This window comes from Streptomyces sp. NPDC001502 (genome assembly GCF_042894785.1).
In the GTDB taxonomy this organism is placed as follows: Bacteria; Actinomycetota; Actinomycetes; order Streptomycetales; family Streptomycetaceae; genus Streptomyces; species Streptomyces kutzneri.
In genome coordinates this window covers 113,538-127,230 of sequence record NZ_JBIAVW010000004.1, presented here as the reverse complement: position 1 = coordinate 127,230, position 13,693 = coordinate 113,538, and the positions used below count along the sequence as shown (strand labels likewise).

8 protein-coding genes are annotated in these 13,693 nt (G+C 74.0%); 3 read left to right on the top strand and 5 right to left on the bottom strand.

Going from position 1 to position 13,693, the window contains the following annotated elements; genetic code table 11:
* Positions 1 to 42: 42 nt before the first annotated feature.
* On the bottom strand, positions 43 to 3,816 hold the full coding sequence (locus tag ACFY0D_RS07810) for a UvrD-helicase domain-containing protein (protein ID WP_390797756.1): 3,774 nt from the start codon (positions 3,814 to 3,816) through the stop codon (positions 43 to 45).
* 174 nt (positions 3,817 to 3,990) lie between these two features.
* Entirely contained in the window at positions 3,991 to 4,341 is a 351-nt protein-coding gene (locus tag ACFY0D_RS07805; protein WP_351153763.1) for an MGMT family protein, read from the bottom strand.
* A gap of 167 nt (positions 4,342 to 4,508) precedes the next feature.
* Between ACFY0D_RS07805 and ACFY0D_RS07800 the strand changes: the two genes are divergently transcribed.
* The 3 genes from ACFY0D_RS07800 (at position 4,509) to ACFY0D_RS07790 (ending at position 10,491) form a co-directional block, all read left to right on the top strand.
* Positions 4,509 to 7,382: a YbhN family protein gene (locus ACFY0D_RS07800; RefSeq protein ID WP_390797509.1), complete on the top strand. Its 2,874-nt coding sequence runs from the start codon at positions 4,509 to 4,511 to the stop codon at positions 7,380 to 7,382.
* A 183-nt stretch (positions 7,383 to 7,565) separates the two neighbouring features.
* Positions 7,566 to 8,825 (top strand): SUKH-4 family immunity protein, encoded by a 1,260-nt coding sequence (locus ACFY0D_RS07795; protein WP_390797508.1) that lies wholly within the window; start codon positions 7,566 to 7,568, stop codon positions 8,823 to 8,825.
* Positions 8,826 to 8,898: 73 nt separating this feature from the next.
* Complete coding sequence (locus ACFY0D_RS07790; protein ID WP_390797507.1) at positions 8,899 to 10,491, top strand: alpha/beta hydrolase; 1,593 nt, start codon at positions 8,899 to 8,901, stop codon at positions 10,489 to 10,491.
* Between the two features lie 109 nt (positions 10,492 to 10,600).
* On the opposite strand, the gene moeZ is transcribed toward ACFY0D_RS07790, so the two are convergent.
* The 3 genes from moeZ to ACFY0D_RS07775 form a co-directional block, all read right to left on the bottom strand.
* Positions 10,601 to 11,779: an adenylyltransferase/sulfurtransferase MoeZ gene (gene moeZ / locus ACFY0D_RS07785; RefSeq protein WP_301366610.1), complete on the bottom strand. Its 1,179-nt coding sequence runs from the start codon at positions 11,777 to 11,779 to the stop codon at positions 10,601 to 10,603.
* An 84-nt stretch (positions 11,780 to 11,863) separates the two neighbouring features.
* Complete coding sequence (locus ACFY0D_RS07780; RefSeq protein ID WP_390797506.1) at positions 11,864 to 12,619, bottom strand: spherulation-specific family 4 protein; 756 nt, start codon at positions 12,617 to 12,619, stop codon at positions 11,864 to 11,866.
* Complete coding sequence (locus tag ACFY0D_RS07775) at positions 12,607 to 13,617, bottom strand: NAD-dependent epimerase/dehydratase (RefSeq protein ID WP_390797505.1); 1,011 nt, start codon at positions 13,615 to 13,617, stop codon at positions 12,607 to 12,609. Before ACFY0D_RS07775 ends, ACFY0D_RS07780 begins: the two co-directional genes overlap by 13 nt.
* Between the last annotated feature and the right edge of the window lie 76 nt (positions 13,618 to 13,693).

Here is a 13,693-nt window from a genome sequence, read left to right as displayed (position 1 = left end):
CCCTGACCGGCAAGACACCCCCCAGCGCTCCGGCTGCCGGGTTCACTCGACGGTCTGGCGGCCCTCCGGGCGGGCGCTGCACGAGCTGCGGAAGGAGCAGTGGTCGCAGTGGCGGCCCGCGGCGGGCGCGAACCGCTCGTCCAGGACCCGGCCCGCGGCGGTGGCCAGCAGGTCGCCGACCCACTCCCCGTCGAGCGGCTGCTGGGCCTGCACCTTGGGCACCGCGTCGCCGCCCTCGCGGATCGCGGCGCCCTGGCGGAGCTGGACGAGCTCGGCGCCGCCGGGCTCGGGGCGCAGGCCGTCGAAGACCTCGTCGACGGCTCCCTCGCGCACGGCGAGCTGGTAGACGGCGAGCTGGGGGTGGCGGGCCACCTCGTCCTTGGTGGGCGCGGACTTGCCGGTCTTGAAGTCGACCACGTACGCACGCCCCTGCGGGTCCGATTCGACCCGGTCCATGGAGCCCCGGATGCGGACGGCGACCTCGCCGGCTTCGAGTGTGACGTCGAACTCGTGCTCCGTGGCCACGGCCTCGCGGCCGCCGCGGTCGGTGGTGTGCCAGCGCAGGAAGCGCTCCAGTGCGGCGCGGGCGTTGTCCTTCTCCTGGCGGGACTTCCAGGGGGCGTCGAAGGCGAGGGCGTCCCACACCGAGTCGAGGCGTTCCATGAGGACGGCCAGGTCGGCGGGGGTACGGCCGGAGGCGACCTCGTCGGCGAGGACGTGGACGACGTTGCCGAAGCCCTGCGCGGCGGTGGAGGGGGTGTCGGCCTTGACCTCGCGGCCGAGGAACCACTGGAGGGAGCAGGTGTTGGCGAGCTGCTCCAGGGCGCTGCCGGACAGGGCGACGGGCCGGTCCCGGTCGCGGAGGGGGACGCTGCTGCGGGTGGGCTCGTACAGGCCCCACCAGCGCTGCGGGTGGGCGGCGGGGACCAGGGGGCGGTCCTCGTCGTCGGTGAGCGCGGCGAGGCGGGCGAGGCGGCGGGCGGCCGCGTCGCGCAGGGCGGGCGAGGCGTCGGGGTCGACGGTGGTGGCGCGCAGCTCGGCGACGAGCGCGGCGACGGCGAGGGGGCGGCGGGGGCGGCCGGTGACGTCGCGCGGGGGGACGCCGAGCTCGGTGAGGAAGCGGGAGGGCTGGTCACCGTCGTCGGCGGGGGCCTTGACGGCGGTGACGACGAGGCGGTCGCGGGCGCGGGTGGCGGCGACGTAGAAGAGCCGGCGTTCCTCGGCGAGCAGGGCGCCGGGGGTGAGGGGCTCGGCGAGGCCGTCGCGGCCGATGCGGTCGGCCTCCAGGAGGGAGCCGCGGCGGCGGAGGTCGGGCCACAGGCCCTCCTGGACGCCGGCGACGACGACGAGGGACCACTCCAGGCCCTTGGAGCGGTGGGCGGTCATCAGGCGGACGGCGTCGGAGCGGGTGGCGCGGGCCGTCAACGTGTCGGCGGCGATGTCCTCCGCCTCCAGTTGTTCGAGGAAGTTGAGCGCGCCGCGGCCGCCGGTGCGCTCCTCGGCGCGGGCGGCGGTGTCGAAGAGGGCGCAGACCGCGTCGAGGTCGCGGTCGGCGTTGCGGCCGGCCGCGCCGCCGCGGCGGGCGCTGCGCTCCAGCCGCTGCGGCCAGGGGGTGCCGTCCCAGAGGACCCAGAGGGCCTCCTCGGCGGTGCCGCCGCCCTGGAGCAGTTCGCGGGCCTTGCGCAGGAGCAGGCCGAGGCGTTGCGCGCCGCGGGCGTAGGCGGGGTCGTGCGCGGTGAGCCGCTCGGGCTCGGCGAGGGCGCGGGCGAGCAGTACGTCGGAGGGCGCGGGCACCTTGACGCCTGCGGCGCGCTCCTCGTCACGCAGGGCGCGGCCGAGGCGCCGCAGGTCGGCGGCGTCCATCCCGCCGAGGGGGGAGGCGAGCAGGGTGAGGGCGGCCTCTACGGTGACGCCTCCGGGTGGGTCGGCGAAGTCCTCGGGGCCCGGCCCCGGCCCCGCTTCGGCGGCGTCGGGCTCGCCTCCGGCGGGGGACCGTTCGCCTCCGGCGCGGTCAGCGGAGCCCGGCTCGCCTGCGTCGGCGGAGCCGGTGGGTGCCTCGGGGCTCGGCCCCGCACCCGGCTCGCCCACGGCGCCGGCCGACGCCGGGACGCCGACGGAACCGGCGTGCGGCCCGGGGGCCGCTCCGGGGGCGACTGCGTCGGCCTGGTCCTGCGGACCGGACTCGGCGGCCGGTGGCGTTCCGGCGGAGCCGGTCGGTGCCTCGGGGCTCGGCCCCGCACCCGGCTCGCCCACGGCGCCGGCCGACGCCGGGACGCCGACGGAGCGGGCGTGCGGCCCGGGGGCGACTGCGTCGGCCTGGTCCTGCGGACCGGACTCGGCGGCCGGGGACGTGCCCTTGGGGACGTCGGCCGGCGTCGGGACGTCGGAGTGCGCCGTATCGGCGGCAGGCGGCAGCGGCGGGTCCGCTTCGGTGGAATCGGCCGGGACGGCCGGGACCGGGTCGGCGGTGGCGGAGGTGGCCGAGACGCGGAGGGCCGTCAGGAGGGGGGAGACCGCCGGTTCGTGGCGCAGGGGGGTGTCCGCGCCGTCCGTCTCGACCGGGACTCCCGCCGAGATCAGGGCGCGGCGCATCGCCGGGAGGGTGCGGCCGCCCGCGCGGACCAGGACGGCCATGTCCTGCCAGGGCACCCCGTCCTCCAGGTGGGCCCGCCGCAGGATGTCGGCGATGTTGTCCAGCTCGGCACCCGCCGTCGGGTACGTGAAGACCTCCACCCGCCCGCCCTCCCGCACCGGCGCGAGATTCCGGTGGGCGCGGACCGCCTCGGCCGGCAGTCGCGGGACCGGCATCCGGGCGGTGAGCAGCCGGGTGGCCGCCAGCAGGGCCGCCCCCGAGCGGCGGCCGACGGTGAGGGCCTTGACCCGCGCGCCGGGGAAGGCCGAGTCGAAGTCCAGGACGTTGTTGATGTCGGCGCCGCGGAAGGCGTAGATCGACTGGTCGGGATCGCCGAAGGCGACCAGCGTGCCGCCCGGGCCGGTCAGGGCGCGCAGCAGCCGCAGCTGCGAGGCGTCCGTGTCCTGGTACTCGTCGACGAAGATCGCGTCGTAGGCGGTGGCGAGGGACGGCGTGCGTTCCGCGAGGAGCACCGCCCGGTGCAGGAGTTCCGCGTAGTCCAGCGTGCCCTGCATGTCGAGGACGTCGAGGTACTCGGAGAGGAAGGCCGCCGCCGCCTTCCAGTCCGGGCGGCCGATGCGGTCGGCGAAGGAGGAGAGGGCCTGCGGCCCGAGGCCCAGTTCGCGGGCGCGGGCGAGCACCGCCCGGACCTCGTCGGCGAACCCGCGCGTGGTCAGCGCGGCCCGCAGGTCGTCCGGCCAGCGGATGGAGCGGATCCGGCGCTGGCCCTCCAGGAGGGTGCGGACCATCACGTCCTGCTCGGGGCCGGACAGCAGCCGCAGCGGGTCGGCGAAGAGGTCGGTGTCCTGGTGGGCGCGGACGAGTCCGTAGCAGAAGGAGTGGAAGGTGGTGGCCTGTGGAGCGCGCGCGCCGCCGAGGCGCAGGGCGGCCCGGTCGCGCAGCTCCACCGCCGCCTTGCGGCTGAAGGTGAGGATGAGGATCCGGGCGGGGTCGGTGCCCGCTTCCACCCGGGCGGTGACGGCTTCGACCAGCGTGGTCGTCTTCCCGGTGCCCGGTCCGGCGAGGACCAGCAGTGGTCCGCCGGTGTGGTCAACCACCGACCGCTGCGCTGCGTCCAGCACAGGGGGATCCACCCGTTCCGGCCCGGTGCGCACGAGGCGGTACGCGTCGGGGGTCCGCGTACGCCGCCGTTCGGCGCGGTGGCTTTCGGAGGAAGAGGTGATCACGTGGGGTGCCGGTCCTGGTGGGTCTGCGGGTGTTGCCGTGACGGCTCGCGGAGAAGCCGAAGAGGCAACGCTACGGCAACCGGCCGACGCCGCGCAGTCCCCCCGGGTACCCCGGACGGGCGTTCGGGCCGTCGCCCGATCGCCCGTCCGGGCCGCGCATGGCCGAAGCTGTCAGGTGTGAGCCTCGTCGCGTGTGCCGTCCTGTCCGGGGGACCCGTCCCAGCGCGCCCGGCGCATGTCCAGCCGCGGCTCGCCGCCCGCCGTCAGGCGCAGCGGAGTGGCCTCGGTCCGGTAGTGCTCCAGGGCGCGCACCTCGTGGCCGGGCAGCGGCAGGCCGTCCGCCCGCACCACGCGCCACCAGGGCACGGCTCCCCCGTACAGGGCCATGACACGCCCGACTTGGCGCGGTCCTCCCTCGCCGAGCCACTCGGCGACGTCCCCGTATGTCATCACCCGGCCGGGCGGAATACGCTCGGCCACCTCCAGTACGCGCTCCGCGTACGCGGGCAGCTCCTCACTCATTCAGCACATGGTGCAGTACGTCGGCCGCGCTCCGGCGGAGGTCTCGCTTCCGCACCGGCGCGCACCCTGATGCCCCGCTGGCCCGTCGGTCCGTGCCACCATCTTCCGGGCGGTGACTGGTGATACGTGATCAAGAAGAGACGGATGTGACGACGAAGGAGCAGGGTGTGAGCCCTCCGGACGGCGCGGCGACCGACGACGGCGCACGCCCTGACGACGGCCGCGCCGCCCGCCCCGAACCCGTCCCCGAGCCCCGTCCGGAGCCCCCGCGCCCCGGCGGCCGGACCGACCGCGCAGGCAAGGCCGAGGCAGCCGATGCCGCCAAGGCCAAAACCGACGAGGCCAAGGCCGACGTGACCAAGGCCGGCGAAGCCAAGGCCGAGGCAGCCGATGCCAAGGCCGCCAGGGCCCGGGCCAAGGCCACCGCGGCCACCGCGGGCCCGCACGGTCACGCCGCCACGGACGCCGACCGGGTCGAGGTCGACGAACCGCTGCTCGCCGCCCGCGTGCACCGGCCGTCCGACCTCGTACGCCTGCTCGTCGGCATCCTCGGCATCGCCGTCCTCCTCGGCATCGCCGCCTTCGCCCACGGCACCACCGTGGGTCTGGAGGAGGACATCAGCAAGGGCACCGGCCAGGCGCCCGCCCTGCTGATCAAGGTCGCCGCGCTGGTGTCCAGCATCGCGGTGCTGCTGCTGCCCGTCGCCTTCGCCATCGAGCGGCTGATCAAACGCGACGGGCTGCGCATCGCCGACGGCGTGCTCGCGGCCGTCCTCGCGCACGGCGTCACCCTCGCCACCGATCTGTGGGTCTCGCAGGCCGCCCCCGAGACCATCCAGGACGCCCTCACCCGCCCCGCGGCCGGCGGGACGCTGACCGACCCGGTCCACGGCTACCTCGCGCCCGTCATCGCGTACATGACCGCGGTCGGGATGACCCGCAGACCCCACTGGCGGGTCGCCCTGTGGATGGTCCTGCTGCTCAACGCCTTCGCCATGCTGGTCAACGGCTACACCACCCCCTTCTCGATCATCCTCACCGTGCTGATCGGCTGGAGCGTCGCCTACGGCACCCTGTACGCCGTCGGCTCGCCCAACGTGCGCCCCACCGGGCAGCACCTCCTCGCCGGACTGCGCCGGGTCGGCTTCCAGCCGGTCAGCGCGATGCGCGCGGAGATGCCCGAGGGCTCCGAGCCCTCCGAGGCCAACGACCGGGGCCGCCGCTACCACGTGACCCTGGAGGACGGGCCGCCGCTCGACGTCACGATCGTCGACCGCGAGCAGCAGGCCCACGGCTTCTTCTACCGGGTATGGCGCCGGCTCACCCTGCGGGGCATCACCACCGGGCGCAGCCTGCAGTCGCTGCGCCAGGCGCTGGAGCAGGAGGCGCTCCTCGCGTACGCGGCCATCGCGGCCGGGGCGAACGCGCCGAAGCTGATCGCCACCTCCGAGCTCGGTCCGGACGCGGTGATGCTCGTGTACGAGCACCTGGACGTCCGGGCCCTCGACGCGCTCGCCGACGAGGAGATCACCGACGAGCTGATCCACCACACGTGGAAGCAGGTACGGGCCCTCCAGTCGCGGCGGATCGCACACCGCCGGCTCACCGGCGACGCCCTTGTGGTGGATCGTTCCGGCAACGTCATCCTGACCGACCTGCGCGGCGGCGAGATCGCCGCCGGCGACCTGGTGCTCCGGATGGACATCGCCCAGCTGCTGACCACGCTCGGCCTGCGGGTCGGCGCCGAGCGCGCGGTGACCTCGGCCGTGTCGGTGCTCGGCCCGGACGCGGTGGCGGACTGTCTGCCGCTGCTCCAGCCGATCGCGCTGAGCCGTTCCACCCGGGCGACGCTGCGCAAGCTGGCCCGGGAGCGGGCGGAGCGGCAGCGGGAGGCCGTACTGGAGTCCTCGCGGGCGGCGAAGGCGGCGCGCGAGGCGGAGTCCGCGGCCTCCGCGACCCCGGTCTCCGCCTCGGCCGCCGCCGACCGCAAGGCCGAGAAGAAGGCCCTGGAGGATGCGCTGGACGGGGCCCGCGAGGAGGATCTGCTGACCCAGATCCGCCACCAGGTGCTGCTGATCCGGCCGCAGGCGCCGGTGGAGCCGGCCCGGCTGGAGCGGATCCGGCCGCGCACGCTGGTCTCGTTCATCGCGGGCGCGTTCGGTGCGTACTTCCTGCTCACGCAGCTCGCCCATGTGGACTTCGCGACCATCATCGCCGAGGCGCAGTGGGGCTGGGTCGGGGCGGCGCTGGCCTTCTCGGCGCTGACGTACTTCGCGGCGGCGATGAGCCTGCTGGGCTTCGTGCCCGAGCGGGTGTCGTTCCTGCGGACGGTGGTCGCGCAGGTGGCCGGGTCGTTCGTGAAGCTGGTGGCCCCGGCGGCCGTCGGCGGTGTCGCGCTGAACACGCGGTTCCTGCAGCGGGCCGGGGTCCGGCCGGGGCTGGCGGTCGCGAGCGTGGGCGCCTCCCAGCTGTTCGGGCTGGCCAGCCACATCGTGCTGCTGCTGTCCTTCGGCTATCTGACCGGGACCGAGAAGACCCCGGAGATGACCCCGTCGCGGGCGGTCATCGCGGGTCTGCTGACGGTGGCCGTCCTGGTGCTGGTGGTGACGGCCGTCCCGTTCATGCGGAAGTTCGTGGTGACACGGGTCCGGGCGCTGTTCGCGGGCGTGGTGCCGCGCATGCTGGACGTGCTCCAGCGGCCGAAGAAGCTGGTGACCGGCATCGGCGGGATGCTGCTGCTGACGGGCTGCTTCGTGATGTGCCTGGACGCGTCGATCCGCGCGTTCGGGGGCGGCGAGGCCATCAGCTACGCGAGCATCGCGGTGGTGTTCCTGGCGGGCAACGCGCTGGGTTCGGCGGCGCCGACGCCGGGCGGTATGGGCGCGGTGGAGACCACGCTGACCCTCGGGCTGATCGCGGCGGGTCTGGAGAAGGAGGTCGCGATCTCGGCGGTGCTGCTGTTCCGCCTGATGACCTTCTGGCTGCCGGTGCTGCCGGGGTGGATCTCGTTCAACTTCCTGACCCGCAAGGAAGCCATCTAGCCTCCGGCCCGGTCGGCGGATTCGGCTCCGGCCCGCGGCCGCGGCCGCGGCACCGGCACCGGCACCGGCACCGGGGCGCTCCCGTACCCGCTACGGCGCTTCGCGCCCGCGCCTCGAACGCCGGCGTGGCTGGAGGTTCCGGCCGGCGGGGGCGATGTCCGAGGCGGGTGGCAGCATGCGTCCATGAGTGAAGACCTGGACAGCCGTTGCCCGTTCGACGATCCGGCCGCGGTGCTGCGCGCGGACCGGGCGGCCCTGCGGGGCGGGTCCGCCGGTGAAGGGGGCATCGGGCGGGAGGTGTTCACGCAGGCCGAGGCCGTCTTCGGGCGGGCCGACGTGGGGCGGGCGGAGTTCGCCTCCTGGCTGCACTTCGCCGCGACCGTGCTCGGGCACCACGACTACGCCGCCCGCGTCGCCGAAGCCGAACCGGGGCTGCCCTGGCGGACGGTGTGGGCCTGGTGGCGGCCCGTCGGCGCCTACGTGGCGGAGCCGAACCTCAGCGGGGACCACACCGCCGAGGTGTACGACCTCGACGGGGGCGCGGCCGTGAAGGTGTGGGCCCTGTGGTGCGAGGACGCCTGGTTCGACCTGGACACGGGACGCCGGCTGCCCGCACCGGCCGACGGCGGGGCCGTCGAGCGGGACGAGGAGGAGCCGGACGGCCCGTGGCTGTTCGACCCGGACAAGGAGGGCCGGGTGCTGAACTGCCCCGGCACCTGGGAGGAGCCGGTCCTGCTCGGCGGCGGCCGCTACCTGTACGCGGAGGCGCGCGGGGTCGTGGTGGTGGAGGAGAACACCGCGGCGCTCGCCGACTGGCCCCGGGGCGGCGCCGACGCCTCCTCCTGGGACTCCGCCGAGGACATCCCGTGGTTCCGCCCGGGCACGCGCGGCTCCGGTCCGCTCACCGCGGCCGGACTCGCCCGGACCTTCGGCGACGCCTGGGTCACCCGCGTCCCCGGCGAGGAGCTCCCGGACGCGCTGGAGCACCCGGCGACCCGGGAGTTCCTGAGCGGGGTCGGGCTGCCGCGCCACTGGGCCGCGGGCGTCAGCTCGTTCGAGGTCGCCCCGGAGTTGCTGCGGCCGCTGACCGCGCGGGCCCCGGAGGCGGGCGACGAGGACCTCCTGCACCTCGGGACCTTCGACTTCGGGTACACGGCCCCGGGCCTGGTCGGCGTCCACCGCGTCACCGGAGCGGTCCACATGTACCAGGAGACCGTCATCCCGCTGGCCCGGGACGTGGCGGCCTTCGTCGGGTTCCTCGACGGCGTGCGCCGGTACATGGGCGCCTGCTGGTCCGCGTACCCGGCCGAGGACGGCGTCGGGGCCTTCCTCGAAGCGATGCAAGCCCTCGATCCCGGGGCGCTGGCCGACGGCTCGCCCGCCGCCGAGACCTGGGGGCACCTGTTCGCCGCGATCACGGAGCTGAGCGTGTACGGCTACTGACCTGCGGGCGGGCACGCCCCCCGTTCGGGTCAGCGCACGGGCGGGGTCGGGACGGGGCGCACAGGATGGGGGCATGCCGACACACGCCTGGCGGGTCACCGCCGCCGCCACGCTCGCCGCCGGGCTGCTCGCCACGGCCGCCTGTTCCGGGGACGGCGACGGGAAGAAGACGACGGCCGACGGCTCCCCGGAGGTCAAGCCCCTGAAATGGGGCGACTGCGAGGCCCCGACGGCCGCGCAGGGCGGTGGTCAGGCCCCGCCCAAGGACTGGCAGTGCGCCACCCTCGACGTCCCGCTCGACTACGCGAAGCCCGAGGGCAAGACGATCCCGATCGCCCTGATCCGGGCCAAGGCGCGGGACCAGAAGAACCGGCTGGGCTCACTGGTCTTCAACTTCGGCGGCCCGGGCGGCTCCGGGATCAGCACGCTGCCGGGCTCCGCGAAGGAGTACGAGGCCCTGCGCGCCCGGTACGACCTGGTGAGCTTCGACCCGCGCGGAGTGGGCGGCAGCGACCCGGTCCTGTGCCAGAACGACAAGCAGCTGGACCAGTACTTCGCCGAGGACTCCTCCCCCGAGACCCCGGAGGAGGAGAAGGCCTTCATCGAGAACATCCGGAAGTACCAGGAGGCCTGCAAGAAGAACGCCGCCGAGCTGCTCCCCCACGTCGGCACGGAGAACGCCGCCCGCGACCTGGACCGCATCCGCCAGGCCCTCGGCGACGAGAAGCTGAACTACTTCGGCATCTCCTACGGCACCGAGCTCGGCGGGGTCTACGCCCACCTCTTCCCCAAGAACGTCGGCCGGGCCGTCTTCGACGCCGTCGTCGACCCGACCAAGACCGCCGAGGGGAGCGCCCTGGGCCAGGCCAAGGGCTTCCAGCTCGCCCTCGGCAACTTCGCGCAGGACTGCGTGGACCGCGGTGACGAGTGCCGGCTCCAGGGCAGCACGCCCAAGGAGATCGAGGCCAACATCATCAAGCTGCAGAAGGCGCTGGCCGCCAAGCCCATCCCGGGCATCGGGGGCCGGATGCTCACCGAGACCCAGGCGACCAACGGCATCGCGCAGGCCCTGTACTCGAAGGAGCTGTGGCCGCTGCTGGAACAGGGCCTCGACGAGGCGGAGGGCGGCCAGGGACAACTGCTGATGGCCCTGTCCGATGCGCTCAACGGCCGTGACCAGCAAGGGCGTTACAGCAACATCGGCGCCGCCAACACCGCCATCAACTGTGTGGACGACAAGGAGCGCTACACCCTGGAGCAGACGAAGGCCAAGCTCGCGGAGTTCCGCGCCGCCTCGCCGGTCTTCGGGGACCTCCTCGGCTGGGCCATGATGTCGTGCACCGGCTGGCCGGTCCCCGGCACCTGGGAGACCCCCGACGTCTCGGCGCCCGGCTCCGACCCGATCCTGGTGATCGGCAACACCGGCGACCCGGCCACCCCGTACGAGGGCGCCCGCAACATGGTGGAGCGGCTCGGCCCGGGCGTGGGCGTGGAACTCACCTACAAGGGCGAGGGGCACGGCGCGTACAACAGCGGCGACCCGTGCGTGCAGAAGGCGGTCGACACCTATCTGCTGGACGGGAAGGCGCCGGCCACGGGCACCGTCTGCACCGCGGCCCCGGACCCGACGCCGCCGCCCGAGGCGCCGGAGTCGTCGGCCGCCTGATCCGGTCCGCAGGACGAGACGCCGAAGGGGCCGTACCCCGAACACGAGGTACGGCCCCTTCGGGCGACTGCTGGTGGACCGGCCCGGTGGACCGGCCCAGTAGACCGGCCTAGTAGACCGGCTTCTCGGGCTCGATCTGGTGGACCCAGCCGATCACGCCGCCGCCGACGTGCACCGCGTCCGCGAAACCGGCGGACTTCAGGACCGCGAGGACTTCCGCACTGCGGACACCCGTCTTGCAGTGCAGGACGATGCGCTTGTCCTGCGGCAGGTCCTGGAGGGCGGTGCCCATCAGGAACTCGCCCTTGGGGATCAGCTTCGCGCCGGGGATCGAGACGATCTCGTACTCGTTCTTCTCGCGGACGTCGATGATCTCGATGGGCTCGTCGGTGTCGATCCACTCCTTGAGCTGCTTCGGAGTGATCGTCGAACCGGCGGCCGCCTCCTGGGCCTCCTCCGACACGACGCCGCAGAAGGCCTCGTAGTCGATGAGCTCGGTGACGGTCGCGTTCGGACCGCAGACCGCGCAGTCGGGGTCCTTGCGGACCTTGACCTGGCGGTACTGCATCTCCAGGGCGTCGTAGATCATCAGGCGGCCGACCAGCGGCTCGCCGACACCCGTGAGGACCTTGATGGCCTCGGTGACCTGGATCGACCCGATGGACGCGCAGAGCACGCCCAGCACGCCGCCCTCGGCGCAGCTCGGGACCATGCCCGGCGGCGGGGGCTCCGGGTAGAGGCAGCGGTAGCACGGGCCGTGCTCGGACCAGAAGACCGAGGCCTGGCCGTCGAAGCGGTAGATCGAGCCCCACACGTACGGCTTGTTCAGCAGCACGCAGGCGTCGTTCACCAGGTAGCGCGTGGCGAAGTTGTCCGTGCCGTCGACGATGAGGTCGTACTGGCTGAAGATCTCCATCACGTTCTCGGCTTCGAGCCGCTCTTCGTGAAGGACCACGTTCACGTACGGGTTGATGCCCAGCACGCTGTCGCGGGCCGACTCGGCCTTGGAACGGCCGATGTCCGCCTGACTGTGGATGATCTGGCGCTGCAGGTTCGACTCGTCGACCTCGTCGAACTCCACGATGCCCAGCGTGCCGACACCGGCCGCGGCGAGGTACATGAGGGCGGGCGAACCGAGACCGCCGGCACCCACGGCCAGCACCTTGGCGTTCTTCAGGCGCTTCTGGCCGTCCATCCCGACATCCGGGATGATCAGGTGCCGCGAATACCGACGGACCTCGTCAACGGTGAGCTCAGCTGCTGGCTCGACCAGCGGTGGCAGCGACACGGGCACTCCGAAGATGGGAGCATCCCCGCAGGTGCAGGGAGCAGACTGATGGTTGTTCTCCCAGTAACACTGCCACGCCCGTCTTCATTCCAAGACACCTGTCCCGATCCTTGAGACGATTTCGTCCCAGTACGCGGGCATTGAGGCCCACGGGTCGCTGCCGTGCGTCCCCAGCCGGTCGGTGAACCAGATCGTGCCCGCCCCCTGCCAGCGGGCGATCCGCATCGCCTCCTCCAGATGCGCGCGCGGCACCCCGTGGACGAGGTGGCAGAACCGCTCCGCCGGATGGTCCGCGGTCCACTCGGCCACCTGCGACCAGCGGTAGTCGGACCAGGCCCCGGAGAAGGTGACCAGCTGGTCGGCGGCCTCCGCATAGCCCTCGTACGGGTGCGTGCCGTGCCCGAGCACGATCCGCAGGTCCTCGCCGAGGCCCCGCAGGGAGTCCACGACCCGGCTCACCGAGGCCAGTTCCGCCTTGCCGGCCGGGGCACCGGCCAGGTAGAAACCGCCGACCCCGTACCAGTCGCGGAAGCGGTGGGCGTCGGAGACCAGCTCCCCGAAGGACCGCGATCCGTCCCGCATCGCGAGATGGCCGAGGATCATGCCGCCCGCGCGGCGCAGCTTCGCGGCCGCTTCCGTGCAGTGCGGATCGGGCCGCCCGCCCGGGCCGTCCGCGATGTTGAGCACGGCCCAGTGCAGCGGGGTGCCGGGGCGGGTGAGCTCGGCCCACTCGACGGGGGCGAGGAGCGGGTGCGCGTAGCCGGGGATGCCGAGGCCGAGGCGGCCGGCCTCGGTCGCGGCGGCGGTCATGGCCCCGGGCGGCGTCGTCAGATGCGGCACGCCGCCTCCATCCAGATGTCCGCGAGGGATTCCTCCAGGCCGATCCGGGGCCGCCAGCCGAGCCGGTCCCGGGCGGTACGGACATCCGCCTGCTGCCAGGCTCCGCAGCCGTCCGGGTAGGGGTACGGCTGGGGGGCCGCGGCGGCCATCTGTTCGGCGGTGGCCTCGGAGCGCGGGGAGCCGATGGTGGCCAGTCCGGCCGGGCGGCCGGGGTGCCCGTGCGTCTGCTGGGGTCCGCCGTGCGGGACGTCCAGCTCGTGCAGCGCGCCCCCGTACCCGGCGACCCGGGCCAGGACCGCGGCCGCGTCGCGCAGCCGGACCGCACGTCCGGTGCCGATGTTGACCACGCCCTGGGCGGCGGAGAGCGAGGCGGCGTGCACGGCCCGCGCCACGTCCCGTACGTCGACGAAGTCGCGCTGCACGCCGAGGCCGCTGAGCTTCAGCTCGCCGTCGCCCGCCTGCATCGCGCGGCGCATGGCCTCGGCGAGCCGGCCGAGCGGGGATCCGGCGGGGGTGCCGGGGCCGACGGGCGAGAAGATCCGCAGCACGACGGCGTCCAGCCCGGAGCCCAGGACCAGCTCGGTGGCGGCCAGTTTGCTCACCCCGTACGGCCCACCCGGTCTCGGCACGGCGTCCTCGGCCGTGGACGATCCGGGCTGACTGGGCCCGTACTCGGCGGCGCAGCCGAGCTGCACCAGGCGTGCCCCGCAGCCGCTGCGGCGCAGCGACTCGCAGATCGTCGCGACGGCGACGGTGTTGTGCCGGGTGAGTTCCCGGGCCCCGCCCCGGGTGGCTCCGGCGCAGTTGATGACGACGCCCGGGTGGACGGCGTCGAGGAAGCGGGTGAGCGCGCCGGGGCTGCCGGTGGCGAGGTCGAAGCGGACGTCGGCATCGTCGCCGCGGCCGAGCGCGGTGAGCTGGACGGCGGGGTCGGCGAGCAGCCGGTCGGCGACGTAGCGGCCGAGGTATCCGTTGGCTCCGATCAGCAGCACCCTCATCGCGTGACCCCTTGGTTGGTTGGCTGGCCGGTCATGTCTTTTTCTCCTTGCGGGCGGATGGACGGATGGGTGGGGC